The organism is Enterobacter sp. fkY84-1, assembly GCF_052974705.1.
Map to the genome: position 1 here is coordinate 2,726,601 of NZ_CP169393.1, position 21,798 is coordinate 2,748,398.

The following is a 21,798-nucleotide window of genomic DNA, read 5'->3' on the forward strand; positions in this document are numbered from 1 at the left end:
CGGGTTTTTTTGTCTCTGGGTTTTATTTGTATGATTAATGCCTCCTTCACCTGCCATTCACATGACAGATGATGCGCATACGGATGATAGATAATTGTGAAAAACGTAACCTCCTCACATGTTCTGCCCTTTCGCGCCCTCATCGACGCCTGCTGGAAAGAGAAGTACACCTCCTCACGCTTTGTGCGTGACCTGATTGCCGGGATCACCGTCGGCATTATTGCCATCCCGCTGGCGATGGCGCTGGCGATTGGCAGCGGCGTTGCGCCGCAGTACGGCCTGTACACCTCAGCCGTGGCCGGGATCGTCATCGCTCTGACCGGCGGCTCACGCTTCAGCGTCTCCGGCCCGACCGCCGCCTTTGTGGTGATCCTCTACCCCGTTTCGCAGCAGTTTGGTCTGGCAGGCCTGCTGGTCGCCACCCTGATGTCCGGCGTCTTTTTGATTCTGTTTGGTCTGGCACGCTTTGGGCGGCTGATTGAGTACATCCCCCTTTCCGTCACGCTAGGGTTCACCTCGGGGATTGGGATCACCATCGGAACCATGCAGATCAAGGATTTCCTCGGCCTGCAAATGCCCCATGTTCCGGAGCACTATTTACAGAAAGTGGGTGCGCTGTTTATGGCGCTACCGACGGCCAACCTGGGCGACGCCGCCATTGGGATTGTGACGCTCGGAACACTGATCGTCTGGCCTCGTCTGGGGATCCGTCTGCCCGGCCATCTTCCCGCGCTGCTGCTGGGCTGCGCGGTGATGGCTATCGTGAATATGTTCGGTGGTCATGTCGCGACTATCGGCTCACAGTTCCACTATGTTCTGGCGGACGGATCACAGGGCAGCGGCATTCCTCAACTGTTGCCGCAGCTGGTGCTGCCGTGGGATATGCCCGGCTCCAGCTTTACCTTAAGCTGGGACTCCCTACGCGCCCTGCTTCCCGCCGCGTTCTCGATGGCGATGCTGGGGGCGATTGAATCCCTGCTCTGCGCCGTCGTTCTGGACGGGATGACCGGCACCAAGCACAAAGCTAACAGCGAACTGGTCGGTCAGGGATTGGGGAACCTCGTTGCGCCGTTCTTTGGCGGTATTACCGCAACGGCAGCCATCGCCCGTTCCGCAGCTAACGTGCGCGCGGGGGCAACGTCACCCGTTTCGGCAGTTATCCATTCCGTACTGGTGATCCTCGCCCTGCTGATCCTCGCCCCGCTGCTCTCCTGGCTACCACTTTCCGCCATGGCCGCCCTGCTGCTGATGGTGGCCTGGAACATGAGTGAGGCGCACAAGGTGGTAAACCTGCTGCGTCGTGCGCCGAAAGACGACATCATCGTGATGCTGATCTGTATGTCGCTGACCGTGCTGTTCGATATGGTCATCGCTATCAGCGTCGGGATCGTGCTGGCGTCCCTGCTGTTTATGCGCCGTATCGCGCAGATGACGCGCCTCTCCCCGGTCAACGTAGAGGTGCCTGACGATGTGCTGGTTCTGCGCGTGATTGGCCCGCTGTTCTTCGCCGCGGCGGAAGGTTTGTTCAGCGATCTGGAGTCCCGCATCGCGGGCAAGCGGATTGTGGTGCTGAAATGGGATGCCGTGCCGGTGCTGGACGCTGGCGGCCTGGATGCCTTCCAGCGCTTTGTTGCGCGTCTGCCGGAAGGCTGCGAGCTGCGGGTGAGTAACCTGGAGTTTCAGCCCCTGCGCACCATGGCGCGCGCGGGCGTGCAGCCGATCCCTGGCCGCCTTGCCTTTTATCCTAACCGTGAAGCCGCATTAGCGGATCTGTGAATTGCCTGATGCAGAGGAACGTCTCTGCATCATTACCCCAATCGCCTGCTGAAGCCACCCAAGCACGGCAGGCGTCATCCATGTTCCCTTCATCAGATGCGGCTCCTGCTGCATGGCCGTGCGAAACTTTTGCTGGGTCTCCGGACGGGTGCCCGCGTACGACTGGAATAACGCCAGCCAGTTTTCAGCCAGCTTTTGCGCCTCCTCCGAGGCAGGATCGATATTCTCCCGCTGCGCCTGATGCAGTTTTGCCACCAGCGGTGGCCACTCCATCATGCGGTCAAAGTAGTGCTTCCGGGTAAAGGCCATCTCCTCGGCGGAAAGATATTTTTCCCAGATAATCAACTTCGACTCGGCGAACGCTCGCGTAATGTAATCGGTCATTCCCGGCGTGATGCCGGTCTGCACCTGCATCTGTGGCTCCACGCTGTGCATCTCGTTCAGCCGGGTGAGAAACTCCGGCTTGCCCGCCGTGTCCTGCTCCAGGCGTTCCATCCAGCGCGTCGCCAGGTCCATCGCCCGCGGGTCCGAGACGGGTATGTGCTGTTTCAACAGCGTGTTTGCCTCCGCAACCAGCCCTGACCAGATGGCCGCCAGCGCATCCTTCTGCACCGCAAACGGCAGCTGCTGTAACTCTTCTTTGCTAAACCAGCGATCGTACATATTCATTAACTCCAGAGTCTGTAGCCAGGATTCCAGATCCGGCGTCGCATCGTTGAGCAGCCCGGTGCGCAGTTCGACCAGCCGGTCGCGCAGCGTATGTATGCTGCGCAGCTGTTTATCCAGCAGCGTGATTTGCGCATCGAGTAACTCGGTTAACGACAGCGACTCCTGTTCCAGGAAATCCCTGATTTCAGCAAGTTCCAGCCCCGCTTTTGCCAGCGCCTGGATCATATGCAGACGCTGAACATCCGCCAGGTTGTAGAGCCGGTAACCTGCTGCGCTTCTGGCAGAAGGCAGCAACAACCCTGTTTGCTCATAGTGATGCAATGTGCGTACGGTGATCCCGGCCCGTTTTGCCAGCTCACCCACCTGAATCAACATAACTGCTCCTTTTACTTTGCCAGTGCCGCTACTCTGGAGCCTTACGTTACGTGAGGGTCAACCCTTGATGCAAAAAAAACGACTCCCTGAGGAGCCGTTTCGGTATTCTTTAACGTAGCGTCAGCTGTGCTTATGCTGATCGCGACGACAGCGTTTGTCGTAGTGGCGCACCCACCAGTATTTGTCACACACTTCCTCATGGCCGCTCACGCGAGCTCCCGCCAGCCACAACACTGCACCAATGAAGATGCTCAATATCGCGCCATGCGCAAAGTATTGCGGGAGATCAAGCTGCGGCAGCTGGTTTAAAATTGAATAACCCACGCCGGCAACCATCACGAACAGCCCCAACCCCATCAGCACGTTACCGAGTAACGAAGCGTTTTTGCGTTTCATGTGTCACCTCCGGAACTTTGGGTTGTCAGGGGAAAAGCCCCTAATCCTTGTGTGTAAAGTATAGACAACGCCCCTTTTATGAGTTGCGTGAATGATCACAATTACAGATAACTCCCAAACAAAAATTTACAAATAACACGTTGAACAGCTTGAAATTCTAATTGTTCAGAGAAGTAATTATTCGTATTTCGCTGCGACGATCGCAGAATTTTGTCAAGCGGCGCGCCAGACAGTAAACTACGCGCCAGATCTGGAACCCATTAGGAATTGAATCGTGACGATTAAACTGATTGTCGGCCTCGCCAACCCGGGCGCAGAATATGCGGCTACCCGCCACAATGCCGGGGCATGGTACGTCGATCTGCTGGCCGAGCGGTTACGTGCTCCCCTGCGTGAAGAACCTAAATTCTTCGGGTATACCTCACGTATCAACCTTGCTGGCGCGGATGTTCGCCTGCTGGTCCCCACCACGTTTATGAATCTGAGTGGTAAAGCCGTGGCGGCGATGGCAACGTTTTATCGCATTAATCCGGATGAAATTCTGGTCGCCCACGATGAGCTGGATCTTCCCCCTGGCGTGGCAAAATTCAAGCTGGGCGGCGGGCACGGTGGTCACAACGGTCTTAAAGACATCATCAGCAAGCTGGGCAATAACCCGAATTTCCACCGTTTGCGCGTGGGAATCGGCCATCCGGGCGATAAAAACAAAGTTGTCGGTTTCGTGCTCGGTAAGCCCCCGGTTTCCGAACAGAAACTGATTGACGAGGCGGTAGACGAAGCGGCGCGCTGCACGGAAATCTGGCTGAAAGACGGCTTAACCAAAGCGACAAACCGCTTACACGCTTTCAAAGCGCAATAATCCGCCCAATACGGCTTTTTTACCGCGCGTCATGCGGGTTACGTGTATAATAGGCGTAGTTATTTACTTTTCATCAATCGGTTATCCTTAACGGATTGATTATCAAGATATTAAGGTGATTTAGAAATGGGATTCAAATGCGGTATCGTCGGTCTGCCAAACGTGGGCAAATCCACCCTGTTTAACGCGCTTACCAAAGCGGGTATCGAAGCGGCGAACTTCCCGTTCTGTACCATCGAACCGAACACCGGCGTTGTGCCAATGCCTGATCCGCGTCTGGACCAGCTCGCGGAAATCGTGAAGCCGCAGCGCATTCTGCCAACCACCATGGAATTCGTGGACATCGCGGGCCTGGTAAAAGGCGCATCCAAAGGTGAAGGTCTGGGTAACCAGTTCCTGACCAACATTCGTGAAACCGAAGCGATCGGCCACGTTGTGCGCTGCTTCGAGAACGACAACATCATCCACGTCAACAACAAAGTGGATCCGGCTGACGACATCGACGTCATCAACACCGAGCTGGCGCTCTCTGACCTCGACACCTGCGAACGTGCAATTCACCGCGTGCAGAAGAAAGCCAAAGGCGGTGACAAGGACGCGAAAGCGGAACTGGCTGCGCTGGAAAAATGTCTGCCACAGCTGGAAAACGCCGGCATGCTGCGCGCGCTGAAAAACCTGACTGACGAAGACAAGGCGGCGATCAAATACCTGAGCTTCCTGACCCTGAAGCCAACCATGTACATCGCCAACGTTAACGAAGACGGTTTCGAGAACAACCCGTACCTCGACAAAGTGCGTGAAATCGCGGCGGCAGAAGGTTCTGTGGTTGTTGCCGTGTGCGCGGCCGTTGAATCCGATATCGCCGAGCTGGACGATGCCGACCGTGAAGAGTTCATGGCCGAGCTGGGTCTGGAAGAGCCGGGCCTGAACCGCGTGATCCGCGCAGGCTATGAGCTGCTGAACCTGCAGACCTACTTCACCGCTGGCGTGAAGGAAGTGCGTGCGTGGACCATCCCTGTGGGTGCAACTGCACCTCAGGCGGCGGGTAAAATCCACACCGACTTCGAGAAAGGCTTTATTCGTGCGCAGACCATCGCGTTTGAAGACTTCATCACCTACAAGGGTGAGCAAGGCGCGAAAGAAGCAGGCAAGATGCGTGCGGAAGGGAAAGATTATATCGTTAAAGATGGCGACGTAATGAACTTCCTTTTTAACGTCTGATTCGTCTTGAGTAAAAAAAATCCACGCCCTGGCGTGGATTTTTTTATTGCGGCGTCAAAACACATTGTCTAAGAGATCTGTCTTCATGCTGGGTTCAAAGGGAATGATTTCGGCAGTCGCAAGCTTTAACGCCTGAAAAGGATCCTCGCGCAAGCGCTCTTCAAGAGCGGCAAGACTCTCAGATTTGGCGAGAATGACTCCACCGGTTCTTGGGATCCGTCTTCCGGAAGCCAGAAATATCCCCTCAGCATACCCTTTTTTTAGCCACTCAACATGAGCGGGAATCGCTGCGTCAATCTCTTCAAGGGGTTTTATATAGGTCAATATGACAATGTAAACCGTGCTCATCCTTTGCCTCTTAGCTCTGCTTTTAAACCGCTTGTTGGAACTGCTGATACAGTCCCTCTTTTGCCACCGTTTATTGTTATCGTTTTTTGGCGCTTTTGATGTTAATACGCAGGGCCCAATTGAGACAAAGCATTACGCTTCATATCCCAGGAATAAAACCAATCATGCCAGCCGTTTTGCTTTTCCGCATAGCTACAGACTACAACCACTTCCTTTGACAGGTTGAAAGTTAAGTAATAGAAAAATGCGCCTTCAGGGGGTGCAGACCAAAATAGTTGTTCACCCTGCGCATTGAAGATGGTCAAAACGGTTGGTAGTGGCTTTGGCTCGCTTAACGTAAAGACTAACTGGCGAGTTGAGTCGACCATTGCATAGTCTAAAAATGGCATACTAACCATTATGTTACTTTCACCACACGCCCATTGAACCAGGTCATTTTCTTTAATGCAAATGAGATTTGTAATCATTGGTAAACCTCAATTTTTAAAGTTTGATCTGTTTCAAGTCACCTTCAAAAAGCCCCATAAGATATACCCGGTATCGGGCTGGCTGTACCTCTTTATACGTTAATACAATAGAAAATTCTTTTAAACAATTTGAACATGCTTTTTTCGAAACATGTAATTGGCTTTCATCATAGCTAAATTCATTATGTTCGCTAACAAGCTTCACTCCTCTCATTTTCTTAACCAAAAAATATTTTACCTCTTCAGAGAGCGAGTCAAACTCATATGAGTTTACGATGGAATAGACTATTACACCCTCGCATTCAGGGCATGCTATTTTTGCGCCATAATCTATAAAGTCATTATCAATGCCATCCAGGACTAATATCTTCTTTTTCAGTCGATTAGTTATTTTCATTTTTTTATATTTTAACTTTATTAATAAAAAAGTAAGGCGAGAAGAAAATGAGGGGTTTTATTAATTAATAACATTGTTTAGTCAAACATTCCATTCGATATAAATACCACAATCGAAGCTTTTTTCATTAGACTGTACAACAATACTTCCCCATTCATGCTCCCATTGAATTCCATATGGGGGGGTTGTAATTTTAAGCTTAGGCTTTGAGGTTATTTCACTCTCAACCCATGCTGTCAAACGCTGCTGCTCATCCGATAAATTACTCAGGCTAGCCCTTTTATCCCAATCCTCTAGCGTTTTATAAAAATTTCCATCCTTACTAGTAAGGAATAATGATGGAGTAAAAGAAAATATTGAAGGCCTCAGTTCCAAAATGAAAATTTGATCTTTCCATTTAATATTATCGATAGCGAAATAAAAAGGACCTATTTTAGTCAATGGCGAGAAGAACTTGTAAAATGCGGAATTTTTAAAAGTATCAACATCTTTTAATTCGATTGGGTAGTTGTTAATTGCTACAAATCCAGTATGAACATCAAGTTTCATTTCTAACATATCTAAACAACCTTGTCTGGAAGTAACTACGTTATATTCCAAACTATATATATCCCATGATTAAACGACTTTGTCTCATATGAGACTGAAACCCGCCCCCACGCAAAGTTCCACCTAATGATGTCCGTTTCCGTGGTATCAGGCGTGTCCAGGTTAAGTGATTCTTTCAGCCAATCAGACAAGCTTTTTACTGATTCATTTAGCATGTGAATATTAGTTCGAGCATTCCAATCATTTAATGCTTTATAGTATTGACTGTTTTTATCAACAAGATGAAGCATAAAAGGAAAACCATAGCACACTGGGCGTATAGTAACTTGAAATTCTTTATCGGAAAAAATTGCTGAGTCAACAAGGAAGTGATTTGGCATGGTTTTCTTAACAGCTTTGTGCTTTACTAATTCGCGGTATAAATCACACTTACAAAAACCTTCTTCAGTATCAATTTCCAAAGGCAGATCATCAAGATTTAGTTCACCTGTAATCGGTTTAAATTTTAATTCAATCATGTTGCCCTGCTTTACTTTTGATCGTGTGACAAGATCTTAATGATATAATTGACTCAACATGAGAACATCCATATGAGGAACATTTTCCGTGTACAAATTATATTTATTATAACCATTTACAATGACGCCCGCACAACAATAAAGTCTTATTGCCAATGGTGCAATAAGTCAATCCACATTTCTTTTTCCTCAGCGTTAATTTTTATGCCATCTTTATTTTGTTTTACATACTGCATGTACGTTTCATAAATTGCTCTTATTATCACCGTTTTTTCAGTGCGAGATCCTTCAATCAAAGTCATTAGTTTTTCTAAATAAATTGATGAGTCCACTCTTACGTTGAAAAAAACCTGAGATAATCGAGTACTTCATTATATGAATCGTAATTCATGATAGGCATTCCTGATTTCATACACTGGTTTGTTTGGCACATCCAATTCTGGAGATACCCGGATATCTGCGTCTCGCTTTCCAGCAGTAGCTTACGCAGGCTCCGTTCGCCCCTTCCCAGCGCATCTGCCCTTCGATATCCATTATCCGCTCTGGCGTGCCGTTGGGCTGGCAGTGGAACCAGAAGATCTCTGGGGCATTAACGTCGTCAGCATGTGCCAACGGGTCATCACTGTCTGGTCGCAGTATACTTAGATCATCGGCACGTCCCCGTGCACCTCCTGCAGCAGGCGGTTATGGGTAATTTTCTCAATCGCGCTTCGAACGGATTATCATCAGCGGCGAAAAGGGTTTGAATAAAGTTAAAAGAAGGAAATCAGCGTAATGCGTGATATATAAAATAAAATTTGTAATTAATATATTTCTAATATCCCTCATAGTGGAGGGTAAGGATTGGGACGAGTCAAGAGTCATTTACCCTTCCCCATGCATCAATCTACTCACCCCCATAAAAAAACAAACATAATAAACAACCTGAAAATATCAACTCCCCGTATAACTATTAGTTAGCAAAAATAAAAGTAAATATCACGTATCAAATCTCCATCCGCTTCATCAACGGTTCTTGTTTTGACTTTATTAAAGTCAGCTAAAATACCTTTCACTGGCACATCAGGCTTTGATATGTCATCATAAAATGCTTCCTGTTGACTTTCCCGAACATATTTTTTTATTAAAAAAACAAGATTCTTTCGTAACTCTTCTTCTGTCATCGCTTTTACTCCGGAATTATAGTGACACGGTCAAAAACAACAGGGTAATTACGTTCGACTGGTAGCAACTGTAATGCCCCACCTTTACCATACTCAGGATATGCACTGGTGAAAAGCTCATAACCTGGCCCTCTGCCACCATTGGCAAGAGGGACTTGCACCTGAGGTACACCATTTTTATAAAGTTGTAATGTATCAAACTCACCCAGTAAACGTGCATCACTCCATGAATCAGGGTTACCTTTCTCATAAAATATTTGATAGGCATCCCTGGCTTCATGTGCAGATTTATATTTCGTATATCCAAAATAACTTAATGGTGCTGATTTATTTTCCATTGTCTGTGCAGCATATTTGCTATCCATATAACGATATGCTGTAGAAGGCATAGTTGAACTAGGGCCACTTGGACCGACATAAAAATCAGGTTTGGTTTTACCGCTACAATCACGGCTCAACCCCCACGGATCCACCCACCCCAGCGCATTCGGCGCATACTGGTAAAGGTTTATCCCCCCCGCCAGCCCTATCGGGTCCTGCTGCGTAAATCTTCCGCAGTCCGGGTCATAATACCGGAACAGATTGTAGTGCAGCCCTGTCTCACGGTCCAGGTATTGCCCCTGCATGCGCAGGTTCTGAGAATATCCTGATACCTGCGTCTCGCTTTCCCGCAGCAGCTTGCCCCAGGCGCTGTTCACTCCTTCCCAGCGCACCTGCCCTTCGATATCCGTCATCCGCTCCGGCGTGCCGTTCGGCTGGCAGTGGAACCAGAAAATCTCCGGGGCATCAACACCGTCAATACGCGCCAGCGGATCGTAGCTGTCCTGATCGCTGTAGACGTAGGTGAGCGGCACATCCCCGTGCACCTCCTGCAGCAGGCGGAACCCTTCCCAGACAAACCGGGTGGTGACCGGCTTGCCGGTTGGCTGTCCGCCCAGCATCTGGCGTCGCGTTTTGCTGATGCGGCGACCGAGCGGATCGTAGCGGAAGCTGACCTGCGTCTGCGGCCTGTTGCGATCCCGAGGCTGGCTGATGACTTCCGTCAGGCGATGCTCGCCGTCATAGCGGTAGTGCCAGCGGGTCTGGCCGTTATCCTTCTCCACGGTACGGCCGTGGATGTCATAGCGCCAGCGAATGCCGTTCAGCTGCGTCAGGCGGTTGTGCGTGACCTTCTCAGCAGAGCCTTCAAGCGGGTTACCGGCAGCATCCCAGCGCCACTGCTCCTGGCCAGGCAGCGTGCCGTCCTGAACGAGCAGGCGCCCGGCGCTGTCGTACTGCCAGCGGTACCAGCTGAACGGGTTATCGTCCCGCTCTTCGCGCACCAGGTTATTGCGGTAGTCATAATCCCAGCGGCGGGACCAGCGGCGCGGCGACGGGCGCTGGGCATTGCCGGTAAAGACGTCCCGGCGGTGCAGTCGGCCGAGGCGGTCGTATTCGCTGCGGGTGATCAACAGCCCCTGGGTGCGGCTGGTCTCGCGGTGAAGCTCGTCGCGGGTAAAGTCGGAAACCGAGAGCTTATCAAGAGCAATGCTGAGCAGATGCCCGCTGCCGTAGTAGAACTGCTTCAGCTCGCGACCATCGGGCAGCGTGACGGAGGTGCGGTTGCCCAGCGCGTCATACTCCCACGCCAGCTCGCCGTGCTCGCCCGCTTCGCGCGTGACGCGACCGAGTGCGTCATACTCAAAGGCAAGCTCCTGCTCTGCCTCGGTGGTCCACGCGTCGGCTGAAAGCGCAGGATGCAGCCCAATCCGGCTTAATAGCCCGGACGGCGTGTAATGGTAGCGGGTCTGCCCTTCCGGCGTGGTGCGGGCGACCAGCTGGCCGCTCGCGCTCCAGGCGAAGGCGTGGGTGATGGCCTCCGGATGGCCGGCGGCAAAGGTGCGCGCAATCGTGCGCCCGGAGGCATCATAGCGATACTGCGAGGCCACGCCATCGAGCCCCACCTCTTCCAGCAGCAGCGAGTCTGGCCCCCAGCGGAACTGATACGCTTCGCCGTTCTCGTTTTCCAGGGCAATCAGACGCCCGCGGCTGTCCCAGCGGCGTCGCACTTCTTCACCCTGCGTATTACGGGTGGCGGTTAAACGCCCCGCCTCGTCGTATCTGAACTCACTTTCTTTCCCGTCAGCACCCGCATGCTTCACCGGCAGGCCACGTTCGTTCCATTTGAGCGATTCCGTCCAGCCTTCCGGGCGATCGAGCTGCACCGGACGCCCTGCGGCGTCGTAGCGGTAGCGCGTCTCTTCACCGTCGGCGCCAGTCTCAGCCACCAGCCAGCCCAGCGGATGATAGCGATAGCGGGTAATACGCCCGGAACAGTCCGTCGAACGGACAATCTGCCCGGCCTCGTTGTACTCCTGGTAGCGGCTGTTGCCAGCGGCATCGACCTCTTCCACGACCTGGCCAAACTCGTCCCGGCGCAGCTGCGTCGTCTGCCCCATCGGGTCCACCACGCGCTTCAGCCCGTGATGTTCGTCGTACCAGAACCGGGTGGCGCTGCCGTCGGCTTCGATAATGGCCGCGGGAAGCGCGCGGTGCTCCAGCCAGGTGGTGGTGCGGGTATTGCCGTCGGCATCGGTCTCCTGCACCCGGTTGCCCATCTCGTCGTAGACGAAGGTGACGGCGTTGCCGAGCGGATCGATGCGACGCGTGAGAAGCTCGTTATCATCCCACTCGTAGCGCCAGTTTTCACCGCGCTCGTCTACGTAGCGGACAATCAGATTCTGCACGTTCCAGTAGTGGCGGCGCGTCTGACCATCGTAGTGCTCGACGGTCGTCAGCCCGGCGGCTAAATCATAGCTAAAGCGGCAGCCGTCGCCGGTGCTGGTGCGGTTTTCCACCACGCGCCAGTGGTCGAATTTTTGCCAGCGGTATTCGCTCTCCAGCCCGCCCGGCATCCGGTGCCAGACCATCAGGCCGTGGTCGTTGTAACGGTATTCACGCGTCACCACGCCGGAGGCATCCGTCGCGCTCGCCAGCTGGCCGCGCGCATCGTAGCCCCACTGCATCAGCGGCCAGGTTTGGTTGCCGTCGAAATGGCTGGCAGCGGTAACGCGCTGCGGGAATCGTTCATCTTCATAGCGCAGGGAGACGTCGATGGCCCGCGGCTCATCATGGATACCAACCAGCCTGCCGTGTTCGTCCCACGCCGTCAGCAGCGCATTGCCGTACTCGTCGCTGAGGGAGGCCAGACGCAGGATTGAGGGGTTCGCCCGGGTGGGTTTATACAGACGCCACACCGCGCCGTCATCGTCGGCAATCGCCACGTCGCCGCTCTCATTGCGGCGGATAATGATGCCTTCGCTGATGCTGTAAAACGCGCGGTCGACAGGCGGCAGTTCAAAGCTCAGCTCGCGCCCGGTTTCATCGAACCAGGTCGCATTGTTATCTTCCAGCGAGAGATAGCTGTCAAAGGTCGTTGCCCAGCCCAGGCCGAACAGCCCTTCGCGGGTGGTCAGGCTGTTGTAGCTGCGCTGCCAGCGAAGCGGGAAGCGCCCCGGCAGCGAGAAGTCGAGCTCGTCGTCGTCGTTCAGCACCTTCACGCCGGTGGCGGCATGGACCGGATGCGAGGAGCCAAACACGGCGTTGACCGCCATATCCGCCAGCATCCCGCCACCGGCCGCCGCTAGCGCGCAGGGCATGTTTTTCAGGATCTTGCCCGGACGCCCGCGCAGCAGGGAGAGCGCAATCATCCCCAGCGCCAGACCCGGCGTTTTACCGCTTTTGATATCGCGGACCGTAAGCGTGTCCCCGCCGATGATCACGTTCGGGGAGACGTCGTCGGAAACGGTGCCTTCGCAGGTGGTGCGATCTTTCGCACGCACCGCGGGCTGCCCGTTGATAAAGACGCTTTTGGAGCCTTCCGCCAGATACTGCGGCCCGGAGTGCTTTTCACACGCCACCTTGTCCTCTTCCAGCGGCGAGGTTCCCGCGGCGGCTGAGGCCACGCTCGGCTGCCACATTTCGCTGCCAAACTGTCCGGCGGCGGAAAGCAGCATGCCCGCATAATCGGCAAAGCTGCCCGGCGACTGCGGCTCAGGGGACGGGGTATCGGCGGGCGTGAGCGTGCCTGCCGCGCGGGCGGCGGGGATTGCGTTGGTCAGAACGTTATTTGAACCGGTGGTGATTTTACCCGCAGGCGACGGCGGGAAAAGCGCATTGCCTAACCCTTCCGCGGCGTTGCTGATATCGTCGGTGATCCCCGCCACGTTCGCCAGCACGCCGCCAACGATGCCGCTTAACAGACAGCTGGACCCAATCGCCGCCACGCCCGCTGCGGCGGCTCCGGCACCGAGGAGTGGCGCGGCGGCCGTAGCCGCCAGCCCCACTGCCGCACCGATCACCGCATAGGCGGCACCTTCCGCCACAATGCTGGTGATATCAGCAAAAATGCTGGAGTGAATAATCTCGTCGCCCTTACGGGCCGCGTTGTTATCGCTCATGCCTTACACATTCCGGTTGTCGTTTAGCGTCAAACTCTGCTTAAGCGCGCTCCAGCGCACCTCGTCCTCTTCGGTAAAGGCTCTTAATGCCGAGAGGGTAAAAATCATCAATACCGGTTTGCCCGGCGTCTGCACGGCCAGCTGTTTTTGCCACAGGCGCTGTCCGTTACGGTCAAAGGTGGTCTCGACTTCCAGTCCGCTAATTTTTCCGTCAGGCCCGGCGTTTACGCTCCGGAATTCGCTCTGGGCAATTTCGCCCATCTGTGGACGCAACACATCCCACTGGCGGTGAAACTCTTGTTCGTAGTCGCTGCCATCGGGAATCACGCCGCGGCTGACCACCACGGACAGCCCGCTTTCGTCATCGCGAATAATGTTCATGCTGTTATCCTGCCAGGCAGCAGGAAAAAGGGAAAATGAACCTTCCTGGAGGGTGTATTTCATAAGTGAACTCGGGATGATTAATATTGAGAGAAACAAAAAGGCCAATCCATGTTGGCCCTTTGGCTGGCTGTTTTATTATTTACGCCATTGACCTGATTGTTCGACTAAAACATGGCTGCCTTTGCTGACAACCAATTTCACGGGTGCATACGTCACGGTATAAGCGATCTCGCCATTCTTGTAGGTTGAGCCGATTATTTTACCTGCGGGGTCGTGTAATGTTTTCCCCTTTAAGGAGATCGTACTGTTATCGCTTTTGCGCACGCCGAGATAAACCATCTGGTCACATTCACCCTCGAAACGCCCGCACTTGTTTATCAGAGAAATAGTGAACTTTTCGGTGTCCAGTTTTCTGGTTTCAGCGTGATGAACCGAAGCGGCTTTGCGTAACGTATAACGCAGCGGAGCATAATCATTTCCTTTTTGCGGAGGCGTTACCAGACGCCATTCCATTTCACTCTCTTTTATTTCCAGAACAGCCCGTCCGCCTGCGCCGCCAAACGATGAGTTGAACTCTACGTTCGCACGGTTTCCCGCGACCGTACCGCTAAGATTATGCTCATCATCTTCCGGGCAGTCGATGCGGTTTCCTCTCCGGGAGATATAGCAATAAGACCCGGTGATACGGTTGCCTGATTCAGCTAACTGCAGGGTTAACGTCGAGTCATTGCCAACCCCGCCTGCCCAAACCCCGTCAAACGCAGGTCTCGATTGGCTGTTCGCTGCAAACTGCATCGTATTGAACCTGGCGGCCCATTGCTGAATATCGGCATTAATCGGCTGACTATTATCAGATGACTGGTAATGGATAACGTTTGATTCTGGAACCACCCAGGCCGCGAAGATTTTGCCGTCAGGATTGATAACCAGCGCTGAGGCATTTTCCTGGTAGAGATCCTTTAGCCAGCCCTCAACAAACAATCCTCCACCTGGAGTGGTATGCGGTTCACCGAAGACATCAAAGTTATCAATAAAGGCCTGGTAATGATTTCCCAGCGTTTTCCTGAGAATGTCTGTCACTTCGCTATCATTAACGATGCGACTTACCGTATTGAGCTTATTGTATTGCGATAATTCAAGTGCCGTGGAGGTTTCAACGACGCCAGCCAATAAAGCCGCGCACAATGCGGATGCTAAAAGTTTATTGGACATAATTTACTCTGAAGAACCATTATCGTAATTCATTGTTATTTTCACAACGTTGCCGCCCTTCATCTCAAAAGAGAGTACTTTTTTACCCAACGCATAGGAAACCCACTGGGTCCCGGAATCATTTTCAACAAGGCCATTGCCGTATGCGTTGTTCAGCTCTCTGGTTGTTGAACCCACATGGACACCCCGCGGCGTTGCGAAGTCTTCGGCAGTCAGCGTAATCTGCGACACGATATAATCATCAACGCTTCGTTCAGCTTTATCCCACCAGAGATTGGAACTGAATATTTCTAACCCAGCCCTTTGATGCTGGTAGAATTTATAGTTCGTTCCGTCAAAAGGAACCTCACCGACAAAGTTGCCTTCCCACGGCACATCAATTTTACCGGCACTATCAGGAGACCATCGGTCGCCCAATGCGACAGGCTGGTCTTTGATCTGCACAGAAAAATCCCGTTTTGTCAGAACGGGAGGCATCACCTGAGCCAAAACCACATTGCTGCCGAGACAGGTAAACATCAGGGCAGAAAAAAGAAATGTCGGCGTGTGTTTTTTCACGTTAATCGTCATTTATTGAATGTGTATTGCTATTATCATCCAGAAGAAACCGCCAGGACATGAGTGCAGTATTTCTTAGTCTGCGCTAATGACGACTGAACCCAGACAGTGAGGATTTTTCACGGTGAAACTGAAGCTCACCTTTTGTCCATTCATATCTTTTCGGGCTGTATAGCTGGTCACTTCGTTCTCCGAACGGCCGCGCGGATAATCAGTTAACCTCAGCTGCGGATAGCGCTTTTTAATGGTATCAAGCGTTATGCATTGACCTGAGGAAGGTGAAAAATTCAGTAAAGGCGCCATGCCGTCGTTTTGTTTGCTTAAACGTAACCCAATTGCGGTTATGTTCGTTCCATCAGCGAGTTTGATATCGTCGGCATTGTAGAAATTGATATATTCATTTTGCCTGGTCATCTTAAACGATAACGGCGCATTACTAAGGGTTGTAACGGATAACGTCTTAAGCGATGCGCTCATCCCGGAAATAAACATCCAAAGATCCTTTTTCTGAGCGTCTCCTTCAGCCATTCCCGTCGTTAATAATGCGATAAGTACCGCACCGGCCTTACTCATCTTTTGGCGTAAATTTCGCCTGCACCGCCGCATCAATATCCCCTTTATGCCCCGATCCCGGCGCCGTCGTGCCCGGCTTGGTTCCCGACGTGTTCAGATGAAGCTTACCGCCCGTGGTGATATAACCATCCCCTTCGACAAAGAAGTTAAACTCTTTGCCGATCAGGTTAATCTTGCCGTTAGCATTCAGCTCAATGGCACTCTCACCGGAGACCAGCCGCAGCTTCGTCCCGGAAGCAATGACGTACTGCTCCACCGCCGCATCCAGCTTGCCTTTCCCCGTCAGGATCTCGGTGCCACCTTTCACGGCCTGAGTCTGATTCGCTTCCACGCGATGCAGTTCATTTTTCTTCACGTAATGGCTGCGCGCTCCGCCGACGCTGTGCGTTTCATCATTTTTAACGCTGGTGTCCATGTTGCGCTCGGCCTGGATCCATACCTGCTCTGCGCCAGCCTTGTCCTCAAACCGCAGGGCGTTGGCATTGTCCACGGAACCGTCTTTTGTGCGGCTCATAAAGCCCATCTGCGTCGCCGCAGCCGGCAGCGCCCACGGCGGCATGCTCGCGTCGTTGTACACGCGCCCGGTAATAATCGGCCGGTCCGGGTCGCCGTTGATAAAGTCCACCACCACCTCATCGCCCACGCGCGGGATCTGCACCCCGCCGTAGCCCTGGCCCGCCCACGCGCTCGACACGCGCACCCAGCAGGAGCTGGTGTCATCGCCTTTCGCCAGACGGTCCCAGTGGAACTTCACCTTCACGCGACCGTATTTGTCCGTCCAGATACTCTCGCCCTTCGGCCCCACCACTTTCGCCGTCTGCGGGCCGTAGGTGCGCGGCCACGCCGTGGTCTGCGCCGGACGGTAGGCCACCGCCGACGGGATGACCGTAAAATCGGTCCGGTGAATGGTCTCCCCCTCGCCGCTGGCATAGCGGTTCTCTTCGAGGTGGTAACCCGCGGCAGTGACCAGATACTCTCCGTTGTCGCTGAAGAACGGCGCGTTGGTTAAGGTGAAGGTGTGCCCGGGCGCAATCCCCGCCGCCGTGGCGGTGGCCTGAATCTGCTGGTGCTCAACCTGCCAGCGCTCCTGACGGATACGGGCATAGAACTCCCCGTGCCCCTTGTCCACAAAGCGCCCCGGCCAGTCGTACACGTCAATGCTGCCCGGCGTCGGCGACGCCGGGTTCTGCTGGGCCTGGAACAACCACGCGTTCGGCTTGCGGAAGTCATAGTCGTCGAGGCTGTAAATCCCCGGCGTCACGCTGTCCTCCAGCGCCCACTGGCTGATGCCCTCTTCATCCGTACTGCCGCCGGACGGCGTCTGGTGGTAAGGAATAACCTCATAGCCGCTGAACGGCTGGTACTGCGTGGCGGCGTCGGTGAGCACCAGGGTGTGCTTGTCCGCCTCATGGCGGAAGTGATACGCAATCCCCTCCAGCTCCATCAGACGGCTGATGAAGTCCAGGCTCGACTCCTGATACTGCACGCAGTAGTCCCACACCCGGTAGCTGCCGGTGAGTTTGTCCTCAACGTTGACCTGATGCTCACCCAGCAGGGTTTTCACAATCTGCGGCACCGTCTGGCCCTGGAAAATACGCAGGTTACGGTCGCGCTTCATTGGCCACAGGTCCGGCTCCACCGTCAGCTGGTACACCGCATAGCGGGTCCCCGTCAGCTCAACGGCGCTGACCGCCACGCGGGTAATCTTGCCGTTAATATAGCGGGACGTCAGCAGGCTCTGCGTCGGGATGGTCACGGTGACCGGCTGGCCCAGCAGCTTACTGCGGTCAATGCGCGCGTCCGTGCCGAGCGCGGTCAGCGTCAGCGCGAACGACTCGGACATCGCCTCGCGGCCCGTCAGTTTCCAGAACAGAAGCCCCTCCACCGGGAGCTGAACGGTAATTCGGTTGAGCATAATCTTTATTCCACTATGGACTAATCTCGGTGTTCATTGAGATATTTTTTAAATCGTGCTTATTTAAGCCATAAACCTGAAAACATAAGGACGCTCCCCAGGGAAACTACGCTTTTAGCAACGATAAGTAGGCAAGGCGCAACGACGCGTGTTATAGACGATATTGCTTCATAATTTTCAGCATTGTATTTTTTGTGCCCTCCTGTAATCCCGGAAAAGATCGTGCAGAGCAGCACAACGGTAACTTTTAGTCCCCATACGCACAGGAAAGACATGGAAAAGATAATCGAATAGTGTTTCGCCGTTGCGACGGAGAATAATGACATTGACTGAGCGAGCCATTTCAACGTAAAACCAATAACAACCGTAACCACTAGCACCAGAACGAACATCAACCCAGCAAGGAACCATTGTTTTTTACTGAATAAGTCTTTTCCATTCCAGATATAAACCAAAGTGATGAAAATGAAAAATATACAACCAATCCATTTCACCTTTCATTCTCCACTATTTTTATTTGTGACCATACAAACAGTAAAACAAATCAACCAGGACCTGGATGTTCACATCTTATCAGATATAAAAACAAAAAAAATTAATCAATTGCGATATCTTTTTTGTCTTTTCAAATACTCCAAATCTTGTTCATGCGGAAGAATAATCTTTAATCCTTGTCCCATCTGCGAAGCTATATAATTAGCATTAGATAAATGTTCAGCAAGTTCGGCATCTGTTGTATCAAATTCTTTGGACGCGAGTGCTCCTAAGTTCAATGCATGTAATTTACTTTTATCTTTTTCAGCACCGATTAAAAGAGATTTAATATAATCCAACTGACACTTCACCATAACATATAGTGAAAAATCAGGTTTTATTTCCAATCGTTGATTGATTATATCAATGGCATCATTAATGTAATCCAGACCGGTATAGCTTTCTTTATTCTTGTGCAATCTTACACCGATTTCATCTTGAAAAATACTCTATCCTTCCATCTTTTTGCTGGCGAGGTCGTTTTTTAACCGAAAATATAGGGTGCGAGAAAACAACATTACCTAATAGTTGTATTTTATTGCTGAGCAATTCAATATATTTTCAGTGCTGGCTAGGTGAGTTTTTTCTCACATATAACTTCACATTAACACAACATTTTCTGTTCAACTGAATGGCACGCTACAATAGCCGTGCCATAGGAATTATTCGATTATAATAAATTGTCCTCAGGTGCTCTATCGAATAACTCACCTGCCATTGTGGCGATACGTTCGTGTTGCACGAGTTTATCTTTCCAGTCCTGCGGAATACCGGAATAACCATATAATGCCCCCGCGATTTGACCCGCCGTCGCTGCAACGCTGTCAGCATCATCGGCAAGGTTAGCTGCCAGTAGAATGGCATCACGGAAATTATCAGTATTCCATACGGACCACATCGCGGCCTCAAGCGTATCGATAACATAACCACTTGAACGAATCTGATCGCGAGTTTTTTGCTTATACTCACCCGCGTTGATTATCATTACACGTGGCTGAAGCGGCATGACGTGCGGAGAAAAAACAAAAGCTTTATTGCTACCGTTAATCATATGCACAAGCAAATGACTTAAATACTGTGTACTATTTATTGCTTCCGCGGCACCGTGTGTTGCGATACTTTGTTTTTTAGCTTCATAAAACGCTTTGCTTAATGATTTTCTAAAAAAAATAGAGACAGGTGCTTGCCTGATAATGGAAGCATTACCTGCAGTTTCTGGTGCTGTATTACCGATCCACCCAGGACCAACAGTTAAATATTGCTCTAAAGCAAACCGAGTTGTATTTCCTATATCAAAACAGATGCCATTTGAACTGTTATAACCATGCCGATGCCATTCCAGAAGCTTATTCCTGAAGCATATAGTATCAGCATCACCTTTCTCAAGAAGCGTTTCCGCAAGACATAATGCCATGGATGTATCATCCGTCCATTCACCTGCGCGGAGTCGAAATGGCCCACCACCTATCATATCTTTGACATGTGCTTTGTCACGAGGTAAAAATTCGAGCGTCGTACCTACAGCATCTCCAACAGCAAGACCTATAAGCGCACCGACAGCACGATCCCGTGATTCCGCGAGTGAGATGTTACATTGTGGTGTTAAGTCCCATTGTTTTTGTGCATCGCAATCAAAAGATGATTCTAATAGTTTATCATTATATTTATACTGCATCTTCTGCTGGACTGAAAGACTGCTAACAGGTAAGTACTTACGATATATATCTACATATTTTAACAATACATTCAAATTAGCATGTAAGTCTATCACCATTCACCCATAATAAAATATTTTTAATATCAAACCCTAAAATTCACCAGGATATTTCATTTTAAGATTATGTTGTTTCATTTTGTAATTGGCATCAACCTCATGCGGCAGTCTAACCTTTAACCCTCGGCGGATTTGATCCACAATAAACCAGGCATCCGACAACCTTTCAAAAAACAACTCATCAGAATTATCAAACTCCTTTGCTGCATACATACCGAAAGTCATTTTCCATAATTTTGCTTTATCCTTTTCCTTGCCTTCGATTAAATCCCGTAGAAATATTAATTGTTGTACAATAGAATCGTACATTTGTAAAAGTGGGGAGTGGGGGTTGAGATGTTTTACCTCAGCATATCTCTTTTCTGCTAAAGTTAATGCTTTTTCAACATAATTTAGAGCTGTCATGTTATTCATTATATGGAGTCCAAATATCACGCTTAGTGGTAAACCATTGTATCCCACCGCCTTCTGTCTGGAAAGGTTTGTCTGGTACAGACCAGGTGTCCAAGGCTGGTGTGGCACTACTTCGAAGCATCTCAACTTTTTGTTGCGCTTGATAAGCTTTTACTTCTTTAGGAACAATTAACCCCGTATCCCTGACCTGTCCCTCTGGGTTAATGCCTAGTTTTGTGGCAGGGGTCGATTCGTCAAGAGAATACCAGTTTCCTTGCCAATTCCCTGGGGATTGATTCTGATAAGCTATTTTGCCTTTATTGATTGTTTCAATTGTCACTCTCTGTTCAAGATCTATACCGCTGCGATAAGCTGGTATTTTACTTTCTTCAACACCCTGAGAACGCATAAAATCATCAACAATTTTTTGATTTGCACGGATATTAATATCTCTATTAAGATCGCCCGTGCGTCCAAATTTTTCATTAAGTTCAGCTCTTCGGGCCGAAATATTTGGCTTAACCGGTTCGAGAACAGGCTTACCAGCCCGCCACGCATCAAACCTTGCCCCGCCTTTCATGCCAGCCCCGCCGCCAATAACCGAGCCGATCAGCATCCCCCATTTCTGACCGTCGCTACCTTCGCCAAACAGCATTCCCCCCGCATAACTACCGACTGTCCCACCGCCCATCGCACCGAGGGTACTCAGAAGTGCGATTGCCGGACTGGCCAGCACCGCCATGGCTCCGGCACCAACGGCGAGCATCGTCCAGTTCACCCATTCCGGGATTTCAGGACTTATTTCATCGGTCTGAACTTTGCTTCCACCGATAATAACATTACGCGATCCCTGACTAATCTCAGCGCTGCATGTCAATTTATCGCCTGTGCGAGAGGCGGGAAAGTTGTTGATGTAAACTTTTATCGAACCTTCCGCAACCCGTTGCAGGCTACCGCTGTGCTCATCACACTCTCCGGCTGACAGGTGAGCGCGGATCGCCTTTCGGCTGTTGATAAAAACATTGGGTGAACCTTCTTTTAGCGTACCGGTAGTATGGCGTGGAGCCCATGACATACTGCCGAGGAGCTCACCCAACCCACCCGCAGCGCATGCCCCAGCCGCAACGGCAGAAACAGCAACCAGCGCGGTCCCTCCGGTGACGACAACGGCAGCTGCGCCCAGAATGGCCCCGCCCACCAATCCTGCAATCATCCAGCCTTTTGAGGCTGTATGTGCAATCTCATCATCTACGCGAGCAGCCTGACATTCGGACATGG

The 21,798-nt window shown here is 51.5% G+C and carries 23 protein-coding genes; 3 read left to right on the forward strand and 20 right to left on the reverse strand.

From position 1 onward, the window contains the following. Positions 1-96: 96 nt before the first annotated feature. Positions 97-1,776: a C4-dicarboxylic acid transporter DauA gene (gene dauA, locus ACEPLT_RS13090; RefSeq protein ID WP_024907064.1), complete on the forward strand. Its 1,680-nt coding sequence runs from the start codon at positions 97-99 to the stop codon at positions 1,774-1,776. On the opposite strand, the gene ACEPLT_RS13095 is transcribed toward dauA, so the two are convergent. Further along, positions 1,762-2,820 carry a MerR family transcriptional regulator gene (locus ACEPLT_RS13095; protein ID WP_232927521.1) on the reverse strand — a complete coding sequence of 353 codons (1,059 nt, stop codon included), beginning with the start codon at positions 2,818-2,820 and terminating at the stop codon, positions 1,762-1,764. The two genes, dauA and ACEPLT_RS13095, sit on opposite strands and share 15 nt — an antisense overlap. A gap of 120 nt (positions 2,821-2,940) precedes the next feature. Continuing rightward, positions 2,941-3,216, reverse strand: a complete 276-nt coding sequence (gene ychH, locus ACEPLT_RS13100; protein WP_024907062.1) for a stress-induced protein YchH — start codon at positions 3,214-3,216, stop codon at positions 2,941-2,943. 274 nt (positions 3,217-3,490) lie between these two features. On the opposite strand from ychH, the gene pth reads away from it, so the two are divergent. Continuing rightward, positions 3,491-4,075: an aminoacyl-tRNA hydrolase gene (pth, locus tag ACEPLT_RS13105; protein WP_023336005.1), complete on the forward strand. Its 585-nt coding sequence runs from the start codon at positions 3,491-3,493 to the stop codon at positions 4,073-4,075. Positions 4,076-4,201: 126 nt separating this feature from the next. After that, positions 4,202-5,296, forward strand: coding sequence for a redox-regulated ATPase YchF (gene ychF, locus ACEPLT_RS13110; RefSeq protein ID WP_003856650.1), 1,095 nt, complete (start codon positions 4,202-4,204; stop codon positions 5,294-5,296). A 54-nt stretch (positions 5,297-5,350) separates the two neighbouring features. On the opposite strand, the gene ACEPLT_RS13115 is transcribed toward ychF, so the two are convergent. From ACEPLT_RS13115 to ACEPLT_RS13200, 18 genes are all read right to left on the reverse strand, one after another. Continuing rightward, a complete protein-coding gene (locus tag ACEPLT_RS13115) occupies positions 5,351-5,644 on the reverse strand; it encodes a YciI family protein (RefSeq protein WP_032674984.1) in 294 nt (97 codons plus the stop codon). A 101-nt stretch (positions 5,645-5,745) separates the two neighbouring features. Further along, positions 5,746-6,111, reverse strand: coding sequence for a hypothetical protein (locus tag ACEPLT_RS13120; protein ID WP_032674986.1), 366 nt, complete (start codon positions 6,109-6,111; stop codon positions 5,746-5,748). 16 nt (positions 6,112-6,127) lie between these two features. Continuing rightward, positions 6,128-6,508: a hypothetical protein gene (locus tag ACEPLT_RS13125; RefSeq protein ID WP_032674988.1), complete on the reverse strand. Its 381-nt coding sequence runs from the start codon at positions 6,506-6,508 to the stop codon at positions 6,128-6,130. Positions 6,509-6,589: 81 nt separating this feature from the next. Continuing rightward, the gene (locus tag ACEPLT_RS13130) at positions 6,590-7,066 is read right to left on the reverse strand and encodes a hypothetical protein (RefSeq protein WP_032674989.1); all 477 of its coding nucleotides are present in this window, start codon (positions 7,064-7,066) and stop codon (positions 6,590-6,592) included. Positions 7,067-7,092: 26 nt separating this feature from the next. After that, the gene (locus ACEPLT_RS13135) at positions 7,093-7,575 is read right to left on the reverse strand and encodes a hypothetical protein (protein ID WP_232927520.1); all 483 of its coding nucleotides are present in this window, start codon (positions 7,573-7,575) and stop codon (positions 7,093-7,095) included. A 146-nt stretch (positions 7,576-7,721) separates the two neighbouring features. Then, positions 7,722-7,877: a hypothetical protein gene (locus ACEPLT_RS13140; protein ID WP_227157058.1), complete on the reverse strand. Its 156-nt coding sequence runs from the start codon at positions 7,875-7,877 to the stop codon at positions 7,722-7,724. 654 nt (positions 7,878-8,531) lie between these two features. After that, positions 8,532-8,738 (reverse strand): hypothetical protein, encoded by a 207-nt coding sequence (locus tag ACEPLT_RS13145; protein ID WP_032674991.1) that lies wholly within the window; start codon positions 8,736-8,738, stop codon positions 8,532-8,534. Between the two features lie 5 nt (positions 8,739-8,743). Next, complete coding sequence (locus ACEPLT_RS13150) at positions 8,744-13,177, reverse strand: RHS repeat-associated core domain-containing protein (protein WP_232927519.1); 4,434 nt, start codon at positions 13,175-13,177, stop codon at positions 8,744-8,746. A 3-nt stretch (positions 13,178-13,180) separates the two neighbouring features. Further along, positions 13,181-13,621: a DcrB-related protein gene (locus ACEPLT_RS13155; RefSeq protein ID WP_232927518.1), complete on the reverse strand. Its 441-nt coding sequence runs from the start codon at positions 13,619-13,621 to the stop codon at positions 13,181-13,183. Positions 13,622-13,696: 75 nt separating this feature from the next. Next, positions 13,697-14,773 (reverse strand): hypothetical protein, encoded by a 1,077-nt coding sequence (locus ACEPLT_RS13160; protein ID WP_232927517.1) that lies wholly within the window; start codon positions 14,771-14,773, stop codon positions 13,697-13,699. A gap of 3 nt (positions 14,774-14,776) precedes the next feature. Beyond that, positions 14,777-15,331: a hypothetical protein gene (locus ACEPLT_RS13165; protein WP_224162624.1), complete on the reverse strand. Its 555-nt coding sequence runs from the start codon at positions 15,329-15,331 to the stop codon at positions 14,777-14,779. Positions 15,332-15,406: 75 nt separating this feature from the next. Then, the gene (locus tag ACEPLT_RS13170; protein WP_232927516.1) at positions 15,407-15,904 is read right to left on the reverse strand and encodes a hypothetical protein; all 498 of its coding nucleotides are present in this window, start codon (positions 15,902-15,904) and stop codon (positions 15,407-15,409) included. Next, entirely contained in the window at positions 15,897-17,819 is a 1,923-nt protein-coding gene (locus ACEPLT_RS13175) for a type VI secretion system Vgr family protein (protein ID WP_447088265.1), read from the reverse strand. The genes ACEPLT_RS13170 and ACEPLT_RS13175 overlap by 8 nt, the downstream gene beginning before the upstream one ends. 59 nt (positions 17,820-17,878) lie before the next feature. Continuing rightward, entirely contained in the window at positions 17,879-18,313 is a 435-nt protein-coding gene (locus ACEPLT_RS13180; RefSeq protein ID WP_023325462.1) for a hypothetical protein, read from the reverse strand. A 105-nt stretch (positions 18,314-18,418) separates the two neighbouring features. Continuing rightward, positions 18,419-18,772: an immunity protein Tsi6 family protein gene (locus tag ACEPLT_RS13185; RefSeq protein ID WP_045410452.1), complete on the reverse strand. Its 354-nt coding sequence runs from the start codon at positions 18,770-18,772 to the stop codon at positions 18,419-18,421. 251 nt (positions 18,773-19,023) lie between these two features. Beyond that, the gene (gene tri1 / locus ACEPLT_RS13190) at positions 19,024-20,124 is read right to left on the reverse strand and encodes an ADP-ribosylarginine hydrolase Tri1 (protein ID WP_047721884.1); all 1,101 of its coding nucleotides are present in this window, start codon (positions 20,122-20,124) and stop codon (positions 19,024-19,026) included. 36 nt (positions 20,125-20,160) lie between these two features. Next, complete coding sequence (locus ACEPLT_RS13195; protein ID WP_008503524.1) at positions 20,161-20,541, reverse strand: immunity protein Tsi6 family protein; 381 nt, start codon at positions 20,539-20,541, stop codon at positions 20,161-20,163. Further along, complete coding sequence (locus ACEPLT_RS13200; RefSeq protein ID WP_008503525.1) at positions 20,534-21,796, reverse strand: polymorphic toxin type 46 domain-containing protein; 1,263 nt, start codon at positions 21,794-21,796, stop codon at positions 20,534-20,536. Before ACEPLT_RS13200 ends, ACEPLT_RS13195 begins: the two co-directional genes overlap by 8 nt. Between the last annotated feature and the right edge of the window lie 2 nt (positions 21,797-21,798).

Coding starts and splice junctions, on each gene's coding strand:
- ACEPLT_RS13095 (WP_232927521.1), bottom strand. CDS start 2,820: ATGTTGATTCAGGTGGGTGAGCTGGCAAAACGGGCCGGGATCACCGTA.
- ychH (WP_024907062.1), bottom strand. CDS start 3,216: ATGAAACGCAAAAACGCTTCGTTACTCGGTAACGTGCTGATGGGGTTG.
- ychF (WP_003856650.1), top strand. CDS start 4,202: ATGGGATTCAAATGCGGTATCGTCGGTCTGCCAAACGTGGGCAAATCC.
- ACEPLT_RS13115 (WP_032674984.1), bottom strand. CDS start 5,644: ATGAGCACGGTTTACATTGTCATATTGACCTATATAAAACCCCTTGAA.
- ACEPLT_RS13120 (WP_032674986.1), bottom strand. CDS start 6,111: ATGATTACAAATCTCATTTGCATTAAAGAAAATGACCTGGTTCAATGG.
- ACEPLT_RS13125 (WP_032674988.1), bottom strand. CDS start 6,508: ATGAAAATAACTAATCGACTGAAAAAGAAGATATTAGTCCTGGATGGC.
- ACEPLT_RS13130 (WP_032674989.1), bottom strand. CDS start 7,066: ATGTTAGAAATGAAACTTGATGTTCATACTGGATTTGTAGCAATTAAC.
- ACEPLT_RS13135 (WP_232927520.1), bottom strand. CDS start 7,575: ATGATTGAATTAAAATTTAAACCGATTACAGGTGAACTAAATCTTGAT.
- ACEPLT_RS13140 (WP_227157058.1), bottom strand. CDS start 7,877: ATGACTTTGATTGAAGGATCTCGCACTGAAAAAACGGTGATAATAAGA.
- ACEPLT_RS13145 (WP_032674991.1), bottom strand. CDS start 8,738: ATGACAGAAGAAGAGTTACGAAAGAATCTTGTTTTTTTAATAAAAAAA.
- ACEPLT_RS13150 (WP_232927519.1), bottom strand. CDS start 13,177: ATGAGCGATAACAACGCGGCCCGTAAGGGCGACGAGATTATTCACTCC.
- ACEPLT_RS13155 (WP_232927518.1), bottom strand. CDS start 13,621: ATGAAATACACCCTCCAGGAAGGTTCATTTTCCCTTTTTCCTGCTGCC.
- ACEPLT_RS13160 (WP_232927517.1), bottom strand. CDS start 14,773: ATGTCCAATAAACTTTTAGCATCCGCATTGTGCGCGGCTTTATTGGCT.
- ACEPLT_RS13170 (WP_232927516.1), bottom strand. CDS start 15,904: ATGAGTAAGGCCGGTGCGGTACTTATCGCATTATTAACGACGGGAATG.
- ACEPLT_RS13175 (WP_447088265.1), bottom strand. CDS start 17,819: ATGCTCAACCGAATTACCGTTCAGCTCCCGGTGGAGGGGCTTCTGTTC.
- ACEPLT_RS13195 (WP_008503524.1), bottom strand. CDS start 20,541: ATGAATAACATGACAGCTCTAAATTATGTTGAAAAAGCATTAACTTTA.
- ACEPLT_RS13200 (WP_008503525.1), bottom strand. CDS start 21,796: ATGTCCGAATGTCAGGCTGCTCGCGTAGATGATGAGATTGCACATACA.